The organism is Dyella silvatica (assembly GCF_026283955.1).
Classification (GTDB): domain Bacteria; phylum Pseudomonadota; class Gammaproteobacteria; order Xanthomonadales; family Rhodanobacteraceae; genus Dyella_C; species Dyella_C silvatica.
In genome coordinates, this window is the sequence record NZ_JAPDPE010000001.1 from 68338 (window position 1) to 86317 (window position 17980).

Here is a 17980-nt window from a genome sequence, read left to right on the forward strand (position 1 = left end):
GCTGCCATCGCGGCACGCCGCGCTGCATTCGCTATGATCGCGGCTCGTTTCTCGGGGATTACTCAATGACTTTGCTGAGCAAGCTGATACGCCACAAGTCGGTGGAACAATTGCAGTCGGAGGCGGGTAGGCGCGGCGATTTCCGCCGGGTGCTCGGTTTATGGCAGCTCACGGCCATCGGCATCGGCGGCATTATCGGTGTCGGTGTATTCGTGTTGGCGGGCCAGCAGGCGGCGCTGAATGCCGGTCCGGCGGTGGCGTTGTCGTTTTTGATTGCCGGTATCGCCAGCGCGGCAGCGGCCCTGTGCTACGCCGAGTTCGCCGGGATGATCCCGGTCACCGGTAGTGCCTATACCTATGGTTATGCGGTGCTGGGCGAGCTGGCGGCGTGGCTGATCGGCTGGGATCTGTTGCTGGAGTACGCGCTGATCGTGGCGGTGGTGGCGATCGGCTGGTCCGGCTACGTGCAATCGCTATTGCAGGCGGCGGGTATCACCTTGCCGGTATGGGCGCAGGGCGCGGCGCATACCGGCGAAGGGCGCGTGTTCAATGTCATCGCCGCCTTGATCACCTTGGCGGTCGCCACCTTGCTGACCATGCGCACGGAATGGGGCGCGCGGCTGAACACTCTGATCGTCACGGTCAAGGTGATTGCGGTGGTGCTGGTGATCGGCGTCGGCGTGTTTTACATCGACCCGGCGAATTGGCATCCCTTTATTCCGGAGCGGGTGATTGGCCCGGACGGTGTCGGACATTTCGGCTTTAAAGGCGTGACTACCGCAGCCGCGGTGGTGTTCTTCGCGGTGTTTGGCTACGACACCCTGACCACCGCCGCCGAAGAGGCCAAGAACCCGCAGCGCGATTTGCCGCGCGCGGTGTTGTTGTCACTGGCGGTGGCGATGGTGTTGTATCTGGCGGTGTCACTGGTGCTGACCGGTATCGCGCATTACCCGACCTTGAACTCCGACGCGCCGGTGGCCGATGCCTTCAAGGCGCTGAACCTGCACTGGGTGGCGGTGGCGATTTCCATCTCGGCGGTGATTGGCATTGCCAGCGTGTTGTTCGCCTTCATGCTGGGTGCGGCACGTATCTGGTTTGCGTTGTCACGCGATGGCTTGTTGCCTGGCTGGTTCGCCAAGGTGCATCCGCGCTACGGCACGCCACATCGCCCGACCATTGCCCTGGGTGTGTTCACCGCGCTGGTGGCGGGCTCGCTGCCGTTGGGCGAGGTGGCGAAGCTGGTGAATATCGGGGTGCTCTCGGCCTTTATCGTGATTTGCAGTTCGGTGATCATGCTGCGCATACGCAAGCCCGACTTGCATCGCTCGTTCCGCACGCCGTGGGTGCCGCTGGTGCCGTTGATCGGCATTGGCTTCTCGATCTGGCTGCTGTCCGAATTGGCATTGATTACCTGGGGGGTATTCCTGGTCTGGGTAAGCCTTGGCCTGCTGGTTTACTTCACTTACGGTATTCGGCACAGCAAGCTGGAACAGCAGCAGTAACCCTGCGCGCGATGCGATGAAGCCGGCGATTAAGACATGGAGGTACGATAGATGACGCGCTGTTTGAGATGGGCCTTGCTAGGGGCTTTGGTTTGCCTGGGCGGTGCGGTTACGACTGCCGAGGGGATGGATGCTCGCGCATCCATCCATGGACACAAGCCTCCGAGCTTTACCGATTACCCGGCCGAGCTAACCCGTGGCTTGCCATCGAGCACGGTCGCCGAGCCTGTGCTGGAGAGCAAAACGGCCAAGCAATACCGCAGCGTCATTCGCCAGGAGTTTCGTGAGAAGGCGAATTTTGCGGGTCATTATCGCGTCGCTATCTGGGGTTGCGGCACGGATTGCCGCAATTTCGCCATCATCGATAAGCAAACCGGCGCGGTCTACACCATGCCCGGCATCGACGAAATCAGCGGCGTCATGGGCAATGACGATGAGCGCGTGGATTTCAAGCTGGATAGCAAGCTATTGCTGATTTCCGGTTGCTTTAATGACGACTGCATATCGGATGACACGCCGGCCAACCCCAAGGCCGGCAGATACGCTTATGTATGGACGGGTAAAGAGCTTCGGCTCATCCATTCATCGCCTATCCCGGCCGAGCCGGTGGATACCGATCCAGGTTTGCATTGACATGTCGCATATCGCCCTTCACCCAGGCAAGGCATCGCCATCATGACGCGCCCGATGTTTCGCACGGCTATTCTCTTCAGCGCCTGGCTTGGTGCCTGGCTGATGGCCACACCTTCGCAGGCCGAAGAAGATGCCACCGATTTCACTGGCATCTTTGCGCCTACCGACGAGGTCGAGCCGGTCATCAAAATCGTGCGCGAGCACGGACAGTTGATGGTCTACCTGCAGCAAGACGATGAAGCTTGTGGCTGGCTGCCGCTTATCGATGCACATGGCCAGGCCGAGCAAGCACGGCTGGCGGATCGGGCCGAGTTGACTCAATGGCTTGGGCGACCGGCTCCCGAGCAGGTACAAGCCATCGTGATCGATGGCTGGGGCGTGATGTATCACGCACCGAAGGGCTGGCGGCGCGATCGCGATTTTGCAACCCAGAGCGGGATCTTCGTCAGCTTCATGCCCGCCGCGAAGGGCACATCCAGCGCCAGCGATTTCCACAAGGTCAGCCTGGCGTCGGTCTGCCGATAGCAGGCGATGCGGTGGCGATGGCTTAGCCAGGCCCTAAAACAACAACGGCCGCACCAGGCGGCCGTTGTTTGATCTTGCCGTGAAGCGTGCTGCTTAGAAGCGGTATTCCACCGAAGCGGAGTACGTTGCCACGTTGGAGTTCGCCTGTGCCTGGTTGGCACCGCTACGGCCGTACTTGACGTGGTAGTTGTCGTAGTTGATACCGAGGCTGAAGTCTTTGGTCAGGTTGTAGCCGACGCCGACGCCTGCGTACCAGCCATTGTTCCAGCTCTTCTGGGTGAAGCTGTCGCTGCCCGACACCCACTTGCCATCGATGCGCGAACGCAGGTAACCGCCGTGACCGGTGACATACCAGTTCTGGTAGAAATCATATTTGGCGTTGACGCCGATGGTGGCTGCCTGGGTCTTCGCGGTGAAGGTGTTGATACCGTCGGAGATCTTGGGACGGCCGAGGTAGGCATAGCCCACTTCCGCGCCGACGATGTTGTTCCAGCGCCAGCCGAAACGCACGTTCTGGAACACGCTGTTTTTGTGGTCGAAATCGGAACGGAAGTCCGACTTGCCGAGGTTGCCGGCAACGAAGAAGTTGTCGAGCTGATTGGTGTTGATCTGGTTGTTATCGCCAGCCACTGCGGCAAACGAAGCAACGCTAGCCACGGCCAGAGCGGCCGCAATCAAGGTCTTTTTCATGGATAACTCCATTTCTTATTTGTGGTTGCCTGGCGCGACGCCATGGGGATGGCTAAGGTCGCGGCGGCCCGCGTCGGGGGGCGCGGAGTGCGGAGGATAATGGCAAAAGTCCTCCGCTGATCTTTCTCGGCCTAGCACAAGATTGTTGCGGTTCAGTGAGCGTCTGAACTTCATTCATGTCACGGCATGACCTCTGGCATGGTGTGATGCGCGCCCCAGCGTTCTAGCATCGCGCGGTCAGCTGCCGTACAGCGAAATAACGCTGGACGGCTTATTCCATTAGGAGACCGCTTTGAAAGTTTCGCGCCTTGCTTCCGCCATGCTCGTTTCGGCCCTGGGGTTAAGCAGTTTTGCCGCTATCGCCGATGTGCCTGCGCCGCAGGATGTGCCTTTCGAAGGCACGCTGAAAATCCATGTCGATGCCACCGATATCGCTCGTCGCGTGTTCCGCGTGCATGAAGTGATACCGGCCCAGGCCGGTGCGCTGACCTTGCTGTATCCGCAGTGGTTGCCGGGCAATCACTCGCCGACCGGCCCGATCGATAAATTCGCCGGCTTGAAGGTCACCGCCAACGGCAAGACGCTGCCGTGGACGCGCGATCCCTTGAACGTCTATGCATTTCATGTGGACGTGCCGCAGGGTGCCAGCAACGTCGAAGTGGAGTTCCAGTTCTTGTCGCCGCAGGACACCCGCCAGGGCCGCGTGGTGATGACGCCGGAAATGCTCAACCTGCAGTGGAATACGGTGTCGATGTATCCGGCCGGCTATTACGCCAGCCGCATCAAGGCAGAAGCCAGCGTGAAATTCCCGGCCGGCTGGCAGTTCGGCAGCGCGCTTGAAGTGGCGACGCGCGATGGCGATACGGTGCATTTCAAATCGATCAATTATGACGACCTAGTCGACTCGCCGATTTACGCGGGCCAGTATTTCAAGCGCGTCGATCTGGACCCGGGTGCCAAAACGCCGGTATTCCTCAACATCGTCGCTGACGAGGCCAAGTACCTGGAGATCAAGCCTGAGCAGCTGAAGCTGCATCAGAACCTGGTGCAGCAGATGTACAAGTTGTACGGCGCGCATCACTACGACCATTACGACTTCCTGCTTTCGCTCAGCGACAAGATGAGCGGCAACGGTCTTGAGCATCACCGTTCCAGCGAAAACGGTGTCAGCCCCGGCTATTTCACCGAGTGGGAAAAAGGTGCGCTCGGCCGCGACTTGCTGCCGCATGAGTTCAATCATTCCTGGGACGGTAAATATCGCCGCGGCGCCGACTTGACCACGCCAAGCTTCAATGTGCCGATGCAAGACAGCCTGCTGTGGGTTTACGAGGGCCAGACCCAGTTCTGGGGCAACGTGATGGCGGCGCGCTCGGGCCTGGTCAAGCCCGAAGAAGCTCGCGACATGCTGGCCTTTGTCGCGGCCAGCTATGACAAGGGCCGTCCGGGTTTGCAGCAGTGGCGCAATATCCAGGACACCACCAACGATCCGATCATCGCCATGCGCCGGCCGTTGCCCTACGGCAACTACCAGATGAGCGAGGACTATTACTCCGGCGGTCAGATGATCTGGCTCGATGTCGACGGCAAGCTGCGTCAGCTCAGCAGCAACAAGCGCACCATTGACGATTTCGCCAAGGCCTTCTTCGGCATGGAGAACGGCAAATGGGACGTCAACCCTTATACCTTCGACGACGTGGTCAAGACCCTCAACGACATCCAGCCCTATGACTGGGCCAACTATCTGCGTGAGCGTTTGGATGGCCATGGCCCGTTGATCGGCGGCATCGAAGCCAGCGGTTGGAAGCTGGTCTACACCGACAAGCCGTCCGATGCGATCAAGGCGATCGAAATGCGCCGCGGCTTTACCAGCCTGACCTATTCGCTGGGTGTGGCGGTGGGCAAGGGCGGCGATATCTCCGACGTGCTGTGGGATGGCCCGGCGTTCAAGGCCGGCATCTCGCCGGGCATGAAGGTGGTCGCGGTTAACGGTAAAGAGTTCTCTGGCGACGCGCTCAAGGATGCCGTGATTGCCGCGGGCAAAGACAAGAGCAAGCCGGTCGAGCTGTTGTTGAAGAATTTCGATGAGTACAAGACCGTGCGCGTCGACTACCACGATGGCTTGAAGTATCCGCATCTGGAGCGCGACAGCGGCAAGCCGGATCATCTGGCCGAGTTGCTCAAGGCACGTTGATCCCAGGCACCTCCCTCTCCCTGCATCTGGTTCTGGGGAGAGGGCTGGTGGAACGCCTACAGACGCTCAGTGCGCCGGCACCAGAATTTTTTGCCCCGCACTGAGTGTCGGCCAAGCGTAGGAAGCATCCGTGGGTATATCCGGGTTCGCGCGCACCAGTGCCACCTCGGTTACGCCATGTTGCGCGGCGATGTTGGCGCGGGTCTCGCCGGCAATGGCCCAGTGTTCGCGGCAACCGCTGAGTACGGCGGTTGCCGGCAAGGCATCGGTGATACCTACGTTATCTCGCTCGATCGTTGCGCGCGGGACGCCACTGCGGCTGGCCAGATCGTCGAGGCCTGTAATACCCGGTCGTATGCGCGTCTGCACGGGGGCGCCCGCCGCCGCTAGCGTGGCCAGTGGCGTACCCGCCGGCGCCAGGCCCAGATATTCAACATGGCCCTCGAAGTACGCCGCGCGTACCGCCGACTCGCCGACGCCGCTATGCGCCGGGCCACCGGGCGGGGTGCCGCCGTCGCGGATGCGCTCGGCTTCGGCGCGGGGCTCGGCATACTGTGTTGGACTGACTCGGTCGGTAATCAGGGTGGCGTTGGGGGCGGGCGTGGATTGCGCGCCTTCGACGATGCGCCGCAGCGGTTCGACACTGCCGGAGCGCACGCGCGGCAGTACATCGGTATTGAGTGTCGAGACGGTGAACATCTCGGTGAAGCCTTCTTGCATGGAGCCACGCCCTTGTATGGCACCAGTGAAGGCCGGGTGTGTGCGCAAATGCAGGCTTTCGTGAGTGGCGGATTTGAAGACCTGCCACCGTTGTTGAAGCTCCGCGGTGCTCGGATTGGCGCCAGCAGCAAACCCCGATTGCAAGGTGATGCCGCGCGTTCCCTGCTCGCTCCAGTCGGTCATCCGGTAATCGATGAGCATGCGTTGATTATTGGGATGGCCGATGGTCTGGGCGGCGGTATAGGCGTTCGATACCGCCCAACGGAACGTGTTGCCGGGATCGTCCTGCGGTGTGTAATGGTGTGCGGCGAGGATATCGGTAGCGAAATGCCGCGAACCGGCGGCGCCGGCGGTGCCGCCGGGAAGATCATGCTCGAACAACCAATAGGGCACGCCATGGGCCAGATTCGCGTCGCCCACGAGGGTGCTGCGATCCGCTTCGCTGGATGCATCGAAGAGGTTTTGTGCTGGCCCTGGGGTGGTCACGCGGGCGCCACGGTTACTTACCTGGGCGGGGCTGGATGTGGCCGCGTCCATTGACGTGCCATAGCGTGTTTCAAGTACCGCGCGGGCCTGATTGGCGATGTCGACGACACCGGTGCCCGCAGGAGCTCCAGCGGCGGCTCCGGGTGCTGGGGCTGGGGTATTGAAGGAGACGTGCTGCTGGGCCAGCGCAGCGACTGTTCGTGGACGAAAAGCGGTTATATAGGCATCGAAGGCGTGGAATAGCTGGCTCTGCAGCGTCGCGCGTGCTGCCGCTTCGTTGGGCTCGCCAGCCTTGCCGTCCCAGACGACCGGAGCCGGCGGAGCTGCGGCGGCCGGTGCCGGTGGCGCCGCCCCGCCTGCGGGCGCTACCGGTGCCGCAGGCGGTGCAGGCGCAGGCGCCGGGCGGCTATTGGGCTCCAATTCGTAGCCGATCTGCTGCGCGGTCGGGGCGTCGGGCAGTGCCGCCGCCGGGCCGGGAGCTATCGCGCGTTGATCTGCGCCAGCCGGCCGCGAGGCGGTGACAAAGTTATTCATGGTGAGCTGGTCGGCGGCAGGCAGGCCAGACGCCGTGATGGTTGCCTGGGCCGTGCTGAGGTTAGGCATTTGCCGCACGACCTGCATCGCCGTGACCAGCCGAGTCTGGTTGAAAGCCCTGGCCGCGCCGGCATAGGCGATCAGTGAATCCAGCTGAAAACGGCTGCTCAGCTCGGCCAAGGTGGTCATCAGATCGTTAACCGCCAGGCCATCGAGAATGCGAAAGGCTGCCGTATAGTCGCCGACACCGGCGACGGGGTTGACCACCGCGAGCGCTTGCATCACTTGCTCTACGGCCGTGCTGGCGGGCAGCGCCTGCCGCTGGATGACTGCGCTTGCAGTAAGTGGAGCGGTACTCGCGCCGACGAAGCTTTTGGCATAGCCGCCGGATGTGTTTATCGCCCGCCTGCCGAGCGCATCGGCCTCCCGCTCCAGCGCCGGGTCGTCATTGAGTCCGCTGCCGCCGAGTTGCGATGTCGCGCTGACGCGGCCGCTGCGTTGTTGCAGCACGTGCCCGAGTTCGTGCCCTAGCAGTTGCTGCCCTTTTGAGGTGCCGGGCGTCCAATAGCCTGGCGCCATATGAATATCGCGTCCCTCGGTGAAGGCTTGCGCCTGCAGATGCGCGGCGCGGGTGGAGTCTGCGTGCAATCGCACGTCGGAGAAATCGGCCTCCAGCGCGTACTCCATCTTGGCGCGCAGGTGGCGTGGTATGCCGGTGGCATCGGGCAGACGGAACGAAGGTGAATGCGCCGCCGCGAGCGACGGCTCGGCCTGCTCGTGCTCATATTCCGCTGGCGGCGGCGGGGTGGTCGCGCAGGCTCGATGAAACAAGGGGATCCGGCTGAAATCGTGAGCCATGCCCGGCGCGCGCGGCGGCATGGTATGCCCCGCTGCCGATCTCGCCTGGGCTGCATGGCTGGTCGGCTTCGATGCGGTCTGCGCAGTGGATACAGGCGCGGTCTGCGCCTGCGGCTTCTGGGCGAAAGTGCGCATGCTTATGCTCCTCCCCTCTGACCGGCGCAGCCTACACCCGGGGCTTGGCAAAATCTGGTCGTGAGCCAGCTGGGGAGCGTGAACGGGTGCTTCGCCTTGCATGCCCGGGGTGGCGCCCGCGGGAAGCTCCGCTATACTGCGCGTCCGCCGTCGCCTTACATCGCCCGGCCGACACGCATCATGCGCCCGTAGCTCAGCCGGATAGAGTAGTGGCTTCCGAAGCCATTGGTCGGGGGTTCGAATCCCTCCGGGCGCGCCATTCAAGCCTTCAATAACCGTCAATGCGCGCTGATAAGGCGTGCGTGGCCATGCCTTGTTGCCCGCGGGGCGGCGTTTCATACTGGCCCGGCATAAGAGAGCCTGGTTGCGGGGTCAGGACAGTCGCACCGGCGCTGTGGTGTAACTCGGCGAAAGGGGAGTTCGACGTGGACCATGTATCGGCCTTCGGCTCGCTGCTCAAATACGGATTGCCTGGACTGGCACTGGGCCTGTTTCTCGGTGCGATTGCCGGCATCGTTGCCAAGAACCTCACTTCTTTGACGGTCGATGCGCTCAAGGTCTGCTTTAAATACGCCACGATTCTGTTCGCGCTGACCTGTTTGGCCAATGTCGTTCCGCTGTTGCTGGATTACCTGTCCGGGCAAAGAGATTCGCGCATGACGATCGCGGTCAACGTCGAGCCGTCATTTGGCGAGAAGTATCCGCAAGCGGTTGCGCATATGAAGACAGACCTGACACCGCATCCCGCCGACAATCATGTGGATGTGTCGACGCACGGAACGAACAGTACGGTGTATGTCGACGTGACGGCGATGGGCGATGTCATGGATCAGCTGTTGCACAGCAATGTTGATCTCAAGACGCAGGTTTCCATGTTGCAGAAGGGCAACGATGAGCGAGCGAAGCTTTACGCCGCCATCGTGCCGGCGCCACCAGCCGTGCGAGACACCGTCGACAAGGTCATGAACGCTGCCGACAGTTCGGCGGTGGCAACCGACACCTGCCGCACATCCACTGCGGCGCTATGCGGATGGGCTCACCTGGCGGCGGGCAACGCCCAGGCCGCGCAGGTGTCCTTTACGGCGGCCGCCGCAGACCCGGCGGTACCGAAGGAGCAGGCCGCCTCGGCGCAGAACGGGCTTGGATACACCTATCTGACCGAAGGGTGGACCAGCGAAGCGATTCAGCAGACCAAGCGCGCGGCGGTCGCGGGAGACCATGGCGCGTCAGTGCAGTTGCAGGCGATCAAACGAGCCGTCAAAGAAATCTGATCGTGCGGCCTCGTAGCTGGAAGTGATCCGGGTAGTCATTCTGAACAGGTGCAGCCATGCTTGCTCCGTCTGTCGCAAAACCAGAGTCAGCCACGCCACAACGCCTGGTCGTTGCGGAACAACGGCCCAGAGCGGCTGTGCTGCCCCATCGAAACAGTGGCCAACCGGCGACGCTGCAGGCAGTGGCGCCAGCCTGGGATCTGAGCAGGATCCCGCTATTTTCTCCTGACCGGGCAACGCCAGGCCAGGCGCAACCCCCGCTCGATGCGCAGCTGCCCGGCGTTTCGCAGCCGAAGCCCGCAGGCACCGATCTCAGCGATCCGCTTGAGCACGAGGCGGACCATCCGGCAGACCAGGTGGTCAACGGCGGATCGAACGTTCCCGATGCTTTGCGGCGACCGCTGGAGGCAAGGCTTGGCCACAACTTCGCAGATATCCGCGTGCATGCGGATGAGCATGCTCACCGATTCACCGAGCGGCGGGACGCGCATGCGATCGCTCTGCCGGGCCACGTATTCGTCAACCAAGCAGATCTCGCGCGCGATACACCGGCTGGGCGCTGGGTGATGGCCCATGAGCTTGCTCATATCGCGCAAATGCGGAACGGATCGGCTGGCCAGACGCAGCCAACCGCGAGCCTGGAAAAAGAAGCGTCGGAGAACGCAACGCTTGCGTCGCTGGGGATGCCGGCTCCTGTCCGGCTCGCGTCGCGCCCGCAGGCACTGGCGCTCGGCAAAGCAGAGGCCATCACGGTCGGCGCGATCGGCGGCATGGCCCTCGCTGGGGTTGGGTTGACGATCGCCGCGCTTGCGGGCGCCGTCCCCGGCCTCGGTATCGTTGTCGGTGCCTTGGTGGGGGCGGGCGCAGTAGGCGCCTTGATTGGAGGTCTCGCGGCGAGCCCCGATATCCCGAAAGAGCCCAAGGAGCGATATGCCTATTTTCTGCGCGATGGGGCGGAGCGCCTGGCACGCGCGCAGTTCGGTCAGCCGTTGGGCGCGGATTTCGAGGACAAATTCGATCACGAATACTGGGAGTGGGACGACGACCCCAAGTTCTCGCGGCGCCTCAAGCTCAAAGAGGGAAAGAAGCCTTCAGCAGCCATCAACGCGCTGTTTTCCCACCTGGGCAAATGGCGTGTCGACTGCGATCACCTGGTGCAGATCGCGCAGTTATGGGCCCAGCTCAATACCTTGGGAGAGAGCGAATTCGACCAGCGCAATACGCCAACGCTGGAGCTTCGTCCTCGCGAATCATCGACGCTGAAGACGAAGGAGCATTACGGCCGCAGCGGCCCGGGCGACTATTGGAAGGTCATCGTGGAATGGCGGCCACCCAATAGCCCGCAATTCGATCCGCGCGACACGAAAAAGACCACAGAAGAGCTAGTGCAAACAGCGCCTGTCGGGAGTCGGATACGTTTTACCAACCGTCACGCACAAGCATGGCATCCGTTCTGCCACGAAAACACCCTCAAAGTCGGCAACGACCTTTTTGCAGCGGGTGGGATGACGACGCTCTTGGGTCGTAATACCTTCTCTCAGCTTGAGGTCGAAACGAACCTCGCGAAATATACGAAGTCAGACACCGATCCGGCCTCTATCCGTGAAGCTATCTATATCGACGAAATCGAGATATTCGATACGCCGGATGCGGCATCGCGCCCATCTGACAAGCATTGAGAGGCGGGCTGGCGTGCGGCAGATATTCGACGATTGGCATCGGTGTCGTGCGCATCAGCCGACCTTGACGACATTCGCGAGCGAGTCCGTTTGCTGCCGTAGCCACGTTTGTCGGGGACAACGCATCAGATCATGCTGAAAGTTGCGCCTTGATGGATTCGATGGCAAAGCCAGGCACCGATGCTGTGCGAGCGCTGGGCTTGCACTGCAGGTAGTGATAGTCCGGGCCTAAAAAAGGCGCCTAGAAGGCGCCTTTTTTGTAGCGATGACGAAAGACGATCAGCCCTTCTTGACCTCGAAATTCTGCGTGGTGATCGACTTGCCGTCGAGCGAAATCTCGACCTTGTACTTGCCTTCCGGCCACGGATTGGGGTTGACCACCTTGAAGGTCGTGGTGGCAGCACCTTCGGTGGCGATCGACTGGCTGGTGGTGGTGATCAGCTGGCTCTTGTCCAGATAGGTCCACTTGGCGCTGAGCGTGGCGCTGCTGGTGGTGCCTTCGGTGCCGACACTGGCGTAGATGGTTTTTTCGCTCGGTGCAAAGCTGCTCTTGGCCTTGGTCACTTTGTGTTCGGCGTTGACGGCGTTACCGAGCACGACGCCGGCGACCTTGAAGCTGGTATCGGCGGCAGGCGCGGCGGTCGCTGCGGCCGGGGCGGTAACCGGTGCAGCGGCGGCGGTGCTGGCAGCGGCCGGATGTGCTGCGGTGCTGGCCGGTGCCGGAGCAACTGGTGCCGTGGATGCCGGTGCCGGCGCTGCTGCGGTGCTGGCCGCGGCCGGTGCAGCGGCCGGTGGCTCGTTCTTGCCGCAGGCACTGAGCGTCAGCAGGCCGGCGAAGGTGATGCTGTACAGGGCGGCGGAGCGTGCGGAAAGTTTCATGATGGAATCCGTTATCGGCGATGTAAGTCGGCGTGATGTGGCTTGGGCGCGGAGCGCAGGGTGCAAAGCCTAGCGCTATTGTCATGAAGCGTCGATTACTAGCGCGCCGCTTTACCTGGATTTGCCCTTTACTGTCGCGCACCGCGTGGGTTGCCGGGCGTGGCCGGCAAGTTGCTGCGAAAAGGATTGATATCGAGCCCGCCGCGGCGTGTGTAGCGCGCGTATACGCTCAATTGTGTGGGTGCGCAGCGATGCATCAGGTCCACATAGATCCGTTCCACGCACTGTTCGTGGAATTCGTTGTGATTGCGAAATGAAATCAGGTAGCGCAGCAAGCCGGCGTGATCGATCGGCGCACCGCGATAAGCGATCTGCACGCTGCCCCAATCGGGCTGGCCGGTCACCGGGCAATTGGAGCGCAGCAGATCCGATACCAGCGTTTCATCGATGGCATCGGCAGCGTGGTTGGCAGATAAATAATCCGCCTTGGGCGGGCCGTAGTCGTAGATGTCCAGCGGCATGGTGTCGATCAGCGTGCCGGATAAATCGCTGATGGCGTGGCCGCGCGCGCCGGCCTCGCTGAGCAGCACCTGCACAGTTGCGCCCGCGGCAGCGGACAAATCGCCGGCAAGCAGCGCCGACAAAGCAGTGGCATCGGCATAGCGTTCTTGCGCAAAGCCGTTCAAGTACAGCTTGAACGATTTGGACTCGATGATATTCGGCGAGCTTGCCGGTACGCGGAACTCGGCCAGTGCCACCAGCGGCTTGCCGCGAGCGTCCAGCCAGGACAGTTCGTAGGCGTTCCAAATGTCGACGCCATGGAACGGCAGTACCTCGCCGACGCCGATTTCCGCCCGCTTTTCACTGCGCGGTATCGGAAACAGCAGGCTGGGGTCGTAGCGATCGGCGTAGATCGTAGTCTTGCCGAGGGGGGAGTGTTCGGGGGTATGCCTGCGCGCATTATGCGTTTGTGTATAACTTTTGCACAAAAGTTATACACAAACCCATGGGATGGCTCCGCCGCCCATCATCATCATCGGCGGTCGATCCGGATATTTGTGAGCACGAACTGGCGGAGGGTCATGCGTTCATGCCTGACTTGCAGCCAAGGCGTCCTCCCCCGGTAAATCGAGGGAGGACCGTGTATCTCAGGCGTTGACCATCCGCATCCCCGCTTCGGGATAGCGCGAGCCGGCGATGGCATCGGTCGGGAACACGGCCGTGATATCGGCCAGGTCGGTGCTGCTTAGCGTGACGTCGAGCGCGGCCAGGTTCTGCTCCAGATATTTGCGCCGCTTGGTGCCGGGAATCGGCACGATGTCGTCGCCCTGGGCCAGGACCCAGGCCAGCGCCAGTTGCGCCGGTGTGCAGGCTTTGCGCGTGGCCAGTGCTTTCACTTTCTCGACCAGGGCCAGGTTGCGGGCAAAGTTTTCACCCTGGAAGCGCGGGCTGTTGCGGCGGTAATCGTCTTCGGCGAAGTCTTCCGGGCGGGTGATCTCGCCGGTGAGAAAGCCGCGCCCCAGCGGGGAGTAGGGCACCAGGCCTACGCCGAGCCGGCGGCAGGCGTCCAGCATGCCGTTTTGTTCGGGGTCGCGGGTCCACAGCGAGTACTCGCTTTGCAGGGCGCTGATCGGATGCACCGCATGGGCGCGCTCCAGCGTTTGCGCCGAGGCTTCGGACAAGCCGAGGTAACGCACCTTGCCGGCCTGGACCAGCTCGGCCATGGCGCCGACGGTTTCCTCGATCGGCACGGTCAGATCCACCCGGTGCTGGTAATACAGGTCGATATATTCCACGCCCAGCCGCTTGAGGCTGGCCTCGCAGGCGGCACGCACATACTCGGGGCGGCCGTTGACGCCGCGGACCTGCATATTGGTTTCATCGCGCACGATGCCGAACTTGGTCGCCAGCACCACCTGGTCGCGGCGATCGCGAATGGCCTTGCCGACCAGTTCCTCGTTGATGAACGGGCCGTACATGTCAGCGGTGTCGAGCAAGCTCACGCCCAAGTCCAGCGCGTGATGAATGGTAGCGATGGATTCGGCATCGTCGCGCTCGCCGTAGAAATCGCTCATACCCATGCAGCCCAGGCCAAGGGCGGAAACCTTGAGGCCTTGGTTGCCGAGTGCGCGTGTATGGAGTTGCCGTGTTTGCCTGACCTGGTTCATCGGATCGGTCTCACAGAGGGGGAGGGTGAGCGCATTCTTCGCCTATTCGGCTTGTCGATAAATATTCAATAATCGACATCTCTATTTCATTGAGATAAACAATCGCCATGGACCGCCTGCATGCCATGCGAGTGTTCACGCGTATCGTCGAGCTGGGCAGCTTTACCCGCGCCGCCGATGACCTCAGCCTGCCGCGCGCCACCCTGACCCACACCATCAAGCGACTGGAAGCGCAGCTCGGTACCCAGCTGCTGCAACGGACCACCCGGCGCGTCACGGTGACCCACGACGGCCAGACGTACTACGGTCATTGCCGCCGGCTATTGGCTGACCTGGATGAGGTCGAGGGGCAGTTCCGCGATGCCGCCGCGCAGGTCAAAGGCCAGGTACGGGTCGATTTGCCGGCGACATTTGCGCGATTGATCGTGATCCCGGCCTTGCCAGAGTTTTTTGCGCGTTACCCCGGCATTGAACTGCATCTGAGCACCGGCGATCGCTTCGTCAACCTGGTGCAAGAGGGGATCGATTGCGTGCTGCGTGCGGGCGCGCTGCCGGATTCGGGCCTGATCGGCCGCCGCGTGACGAGCTTGTCGCAAGCCACCGTCGCCAGCGCGGCTTACCTGCGTGAGCACGGCCTGCCAGAAACGCTGGCCGAGCTGCAAAAAGGTCATGTGGCGGTGAATTGGGCCTCGCCGACGACGCGCCGGTCCGAGCCGCTGGATTTCATGGTCCAGCGCAAACTGCGCCAGTTGGCGCTGCCGAGCCGGGTCACCGTCAATGGGGTGGAGGCGTATCTGGCGTGCTGCGAGGCGGGCATGGGCATTGCGCAATTTCCGCGCTATCGCATTGCCGACGCGCTGGCCAAGGGCGAGCTATGCGAAATATTGCCCGCTTACCCGCCGCCCTCGTTGCCGGTAACCGTGCTGTATCCACCGCAGCGCCAACTACCGCCGCGTCTACGGGTATTTATCGATTGGCTGATCGAGCGGATGGCCGACGTAAGATAGCTTGCGCTCACCCGCCACCTATGCCGGCGCCGCAAGCACGCGACATGGCCGGCACGCTTGCGAAAAGCCACCTGCACTGAGCATGCCGTTTTGCCGCGACGCACAACAACGTTGCCGGCGCGCTGCGCGCCGAATGGCTTGGGCGCTGGCCGGGTACCGCATGGCGAGATCCGCCCCGGGCGCAACATCACGGTTTGAACCGGGACCTTTGGCAGGGGTGCAGGCATGACCTCCGGGCTAGCATCGAACGTTCACATGATGCCGCCGCCAAGGCCGGTATCGGTTGCTGATGACTGCCGTAATGAAGGGGTGAAGATGAAGTCGATGGGGATGAAGCCGCGCCTGCTGGGCGCGCTGGTGATGAGTGTGCTTTCGGCTGGCGTAGCCGCGCAGACCAAGACCCTGAGCGCAGACGATTACGCACATGCGGAGCGCTTCGTCGGCTACAACGCGATGCCGTTGGTCGATCACGCCGTGCAGAACGCGATGTGGCTGGATGACGGTCACTTCTGGTTTCGCGACCACGACGTCAATGGCGATCACTATCAGCGCATGGACGTGACCACCGGCAAGGCTGAGCCCGCGTTCGATCAGGCCAAGCTCGCTGCCGCGTTGACCAAGCTCAGCGGCAAGACGGTCGATGCGAAGAAGCTGTCGATCATCGATTACAGCATCGCCGCCGATGGTCGCTACAACATCAGTACGCGCAGCAAACAGTATGTTTGCGATCTCGCTGGCGAAGGCGTGTGCGTCGCCAAAGGCGAGGCCGGCAAAGACCAGCCCAAGCGCGGCGATGAACCGGGTGTGTTGTCGCCGGACAAGCGCAGCGAGGCTTTTATCCGCCACTGGAACCTGTGGTTGCGCGATGTCGCCAGCGGCAAGGAGACCCAGCTCACCACCAACGGTGTCGAGAACTATGGCTACGCCACCGACAACGCCGGCTGGAAACACACCGACGAAGCGATTCTGGTGTGGTCGCCCGATTCCCACAAAATCGCCACCTTCCAGCAGGATCAGCGCAAGACCAGCGACATGTACCTGGTCAGCACCAACGTTGGCCGTCCGAAACTGGAGCAGTGGAAATATCCGCTGGTAGGCGATGAAAACGTCACCATGATCGAGCGTGTGGTGATCGATGTGGCGAGCAAGCACGTGGTGCGCCTGCAGATGCCGCCGGATCAACACCGCTCCAGCCTTTGCGATGACATCAGCTGCGGTCGTGACGGCGGCTGGGACGATGTGAAATGGGCGCCGGACAATAAGAGCCTGGCGTTTGTGTCGACCTCGCGCGATCACAAGCAAGAGTGGTTCCGCATCGCCAATCCGGATACCGGCGCCGTGCGCACCGTGTTCGACGAAAAAGTGGCGACGTATTACGAAAGCGGCAACGACATGGTGAACTGGCAGTATCTGCCGGCCACGAATGAAGCGATCTGGTTCAGTGAGCGCGATGGCTGGGGCCAGCTATACCTGTACGACCTGAGCACCGGCAAGCTCAAGCAGCAGATCACTCAGGGCGAAGGCAATGTCACCCAGGTGCTGCGGGTCGACCCGGCCAGCCGCACGATCTGGTTCCGCGGCGTGGGCAAAGAGCGTGGCCGCGATCCGTACTACCAGCACTTCTACAAAATCGGTATGGACGGCCAAGGCCTGACCTTGCTCACGCCCGAAGATGCCGACCACAGCATTGCGCTGTCACCCGATGGCCATCATTTCGTCGATGCGTATTCGACCTTTACCGCCCCGCCGGTCACCGTGCTGCGCAGCTCCGATGACGGTCGCGTGCTGGCGCCGGTAGCCACGGCCGACATCAGCCGCCTGAAGGCGGCCGGCTGGGTGCCGCCGGAGCCGTTCACGGTGAAAGGGCGCGATGGCAAGACCGATTTGTACGGCCTGATGTTCAAGCCAACCCATTTCGATCCGAGCAAGAAATATCCCATCGTCGATTACGTCTACCCCGGCCCGCAGACCGGTTCGATTGGCAGCCGCAGTTTTTCCGCGGCGCGCGGCGATCATCAGGCCTTGGCCGAGCTCGGCTTTATCGTGGTGGCTATCGATGGCATGGGCACGCCGTGGCGTTCCAAGGCATTTCACGACGCCTATTTCGGCAACGTCATCGATAACACCTTGCCCGACCAGGTCGCGGGCTTGAAAGAACTGGGCAAGCGTTATTCGTGGATCGACCTCGACCGGGTCGGCATGTGGGGTCATTCAGGCGGCGGCAACGCGACGGTGGGCGGGCTGTTTTTCTACCCGGATTTCATCAAGGTCGGTATTGCCGAAAGCGGCAATCACGACAACCGCAACTACGAAGACGACTGGGCCGAAAAATGGCAAGGCCTGTTGGTGAAAGACAAAGACGGCCACAGCAATTACGACAAGCAGGCCAACCAGGCATTTGCCGCCAACCTCAAAGGTCATTTGCTGCTGGCTCACGGCACCATGGATGACAACGTGCCGCCGTATCAAACCTTGTTGATCGTCGATGCGCTGATCAAGGCGAACAAGGATTTCGACCTGATCATGATCCCCACTGCGCACCATGGCTACGGTGAAGCAAGCACCTACATGATGCGTCGGCGCTGGGATTACTTCGTGCGTAACCTGATGGGGGCCGAGCCGCCGAAGAACTACGCGATGAAGCCGCCCAAGGATTGATCCGTTGCCGTTGTTCCCCGCTCGACAGCGAGCGGGGAACAACG

Annotated in this window: 13 protein-coding genes and 1 tRNA gene; 9 read left to right on the forward strand and 5 right to left on the reverse strand. The window is 61.9% G+C overall.

The window, feature by feature from the left end; translation table 11 throughout:
* The first annotated feature begins 65 nt into the window (after positions 1-65).
* The 3 genes from OUZ52_RS00270 to OUZ52_RS00280 are packed head-to-tail and all read left to right on the forward strand — an operon-like array spanning position 66 to position 2660.
* Positions 66-1502 (forward strand): amino acid permease, encoded by a 1437-nt coding sequence (locus OUZ52_RS00270; RefSeq protein WP_266156306.1) that lies wholly within the window; start codon positions 66-68, stop codon positions 1500-1502.
* A gap of 51 nt (positions 1503-1553) precedes the next feature.
* Complete coding sequence (locus tag OUZ52_RS00275; RefSeq protein ID WP_266156307.1) at positions 1554-2135, forward strand: hypothetical protein; 582 nt, start codon at positions 1554-1556, stop codon at positions 2133-2135.
* Positions 2136-2177: 42 nt separating this feature from the next.
* The gene (locus tag OUZ52_RS00280; protein WP_266156308.1) at positions 2178-2660 is read left to right on the forward strand and encodes a hypothetical protein; all 483 of its coding nucleotides are present in this window, start codon (positions 2178-2180) and stop codon (positions 2658-2660) included.
* A 93-nt stretch (positions 2661-2753) separates the two neighbouring features.
* Here the strand turns inward: OUZ52_RS00280 and OUZ52_RS00285 are convergent, their stop codons facing one another.
* Positions 2754-3350 carry an outer membrane protein gene (locus tag OUZ52_RS00285; protein ID WP_266156309.1) on the reverse strand — a complete coding sequence of 199 codons (597 nt, stop codon included), beginning with the start codon at positions 3348-3350 and terminating at the stop codon, positions 2754-2756.
* 319 nt (positions 3351-3669) lie between these two features.
* Between OUZ52_RS00285 and OUZ52_RS00290 the strand changes: the two genes are divergently transcribed.
* The gene (locus OUZ52_RS00290) at positions 3670-5541 is read left to right on the forward strand and encodes a M61 family metallopeptidase (RefSeq protein WP_425493744.1); all 1872 of its coding nucleotides are present in this window, start codon (positions 3670-3672) and stop codon (positions 5539-5541) included.
* 66 nt (positions 5542-5607) lie between these two features.
* Here the strand turns inward: OUZ52_RS00290 and OUZ52_RS00295 are convergent, their stop codons facing one another.
* Entirely contained in the window at positions 5608-8274 is a 2667-nt protein-coding gene (locus OUZ52_RS00295; protein WP_266156311.1) for an eCIS core domain-containing protein, read from the reverse strand.
* Positions 8275-8456: 182 nt separating this feature from the next.
* Between OUZ52_RS00295 and OUZ52_RS00300 the strand changes: the two genes are divergently transcribed.
* From OUZ52_RS00300 to OUZ52_RS00310, 3 genes are all read left to right on the forward strand, one after another.
* Positions 8457-8533, forward strand: a tRNA-Arg gene (locus tag OUZ52_RS00300).
* 22 nt (positions 8534-8555) lie between these two features.
* Complete coding sequence (locus OUZ52_RS00305) at positions 8556-9545, forward strand: hypothetical protein (RefSeq protein ID WP_266156312.1); 990 nt, start codon at positions 8556-8558, stop codon at positions 9543-9545.
* 56 nt (positions 9546-9601) lie between these two features.
* Positions 9602-11224 carry an eCIS core domain-containing protein gene (locus OUZ52_RS00310; RefSeq protein WP_266156313.1) on the forward strand — a complete coding sequence of 541 codons (1623 nt, stop codon included), beginning with the start codon at positions 9602-9604 and terminating at the stop codon, positions 11222-11224.
* Between the two features lie 279 nt (positions 11225-11503).
* Here the strand turns inward: OUZ52_RS00310 and OUZ52_RS00315 are convergent, their stop codons facing one another.
* The 3 genes from OUZ52_RS00315 to OUZ52_RS00325 all read right to left on the reverse strand — a co-directional run bounded on the left by OUZ52_RS00315 (position 11504) and on the right by OUZ52_RS00325 (position 14271).
* The gene (locus OUZ52_RS00315) at positions 11504-12103 is read right to left on the reverse strand and encodes a hypothetical protein (RefSeq protein ID WP_266156314.1); all 600 of its coding nucleotides are present in this window, start codon (positions 12101-12103) and stop codon (positions 11504-11506) included.
* A gap of 128 nt (positions 12104-12231) precedes the next feature.
* Positions 12232-13092 carry an NADPH-dependent 7-cyano-7-deazaguanine reductase QueF gene (gene queF / locus OUZ52_RS00320; RefSeq protein ID WP_266156315.1) on the reverse strand — a complete coding sequence of 287 codons (861 nt, stop codon included), beginning with the start codon at positions 13090-13092 and terminating at the stop codon, positions 12232-12234.
* Between the two features lie 159 nt (positions 13093-13251).
* Entirely contained in the window at positions 13252-14271 is a 1020-nt protein-coding gene (locus OUZ52_RS00325) for an aldo/keto reductase (RefSeq protein ID WP_266156316.1), read from the reverse strand.
* 107 nt (positions 14272-14378) lie between these two features.
* Between OUZ52_RS00325 and OUZ52_RS00330 the strand changes: the two genes are divergently transcribed.
* On the forward strand, positions 14379-15278 hold the full coding sequence (locus OUZ52_RS00330) for a LysR family transcriptional regulator (RefSeq protein ID WP_266156318.1): 900 nt from the start codon (positions 14379-14381) through the stop codon (positions 15276-15278).
* Between the two features lie 315 nt (positions 15279-15593).
* Positions 15594-17936, forward strand: coding sequence for a S9 family peptidase (locus OUZ52_RS00335; RefSeq protein WP_266156319.1), 2343 nt, complete (start codon positions 15594-15596; stop codon positions 17934-17936).
* Positions 17937-17980: the final 44 nt, after the last annotated feature.

Coding starts and splice junctions, on each gene's coding strand:
- OUZ52_RS00270 (WP_266156306.1), top strand. CDS start 66: ATGACTTTGCTGAGCAAGCTGATACGCCACAAGTCGGTGGAACAATTG.
- OUZ52_RS00275 (WP_266156307.1), top strand. CDS start 1,554: ATGACGCGCTGTTTGAGATGGGCCTTGCTAGGGGCTTTGGTTTGCCTG.
- OUZ52_RS00280 (WP_266156308.1), top strand. CDS start 2,178: ATGACGCGCCCGATGTTTCGCACGGCTATTCTCTTCAGCGCCTGGCTT.
- OUZ52_RS00285 (WP_266156309.1), bottom strand. CDS start 3,350: ATGAAAAAGACCTTGATTGCGGCCGCTCTGGCCGTGGCTAGCGTTGCT.
- OUZ52_RS00290 (WP_425493744.1), top strand. CDS start 3,670: ATGCTCGTTTCGGCCCTGGGGTTAAGCAGTTTTGCCGCTATCGCCGAT.
- OUZ52_RS00295 (WP_266156311.1), bottom strand. CDS start 8,274: ATGCGCACTTTCGCCCAGAAGCCGCAGGCGCAGACCGCGCCTGTATCC.
- OUZ52_RS00305 (WP_266156312.1), top strand. CDS start 8,556: ATGCGCGCTGATAAGGCGTGCGTGGCCATGCCTTGTTGCCCGCGGGGC.
- OUZ52_RS00310 (WP_266156313.1), top strand. CDS start 9,602: ATGCTTGCTCCGTCTGTCGCAAAACCAGAGTCAGCCACGCCACAACGC.
- OUZ52_RS00315 (WP_266156314.1), bottom strand. CDS start 12,103: ATGAAACTTTCCGCACGCTCCGCCGCCCTGTACAGCATCACCTTCGCC.
- OUZ52_RS00325 (WP_266156316.1), bottom strand. CDS start 14,271: ATGAACCAGGTCAGGCAAACACGGCAACTCCATACACGCGCACTCGGC.
- OUZ52_RS00330 (WP_266156318.1), top strand. CDS start 14,379: ATGGACCGCCTGCATGCCATGCGAGTGTTCACGCGTATCGTCGAGCTG.
- OUZ52_RS00335 (WP_266156319.1), top strand. CDS start 15,594: ATGAAGTCGATGGGGATGAAGCCGCGCCTGCTGGGCGCGCTGGTGATG.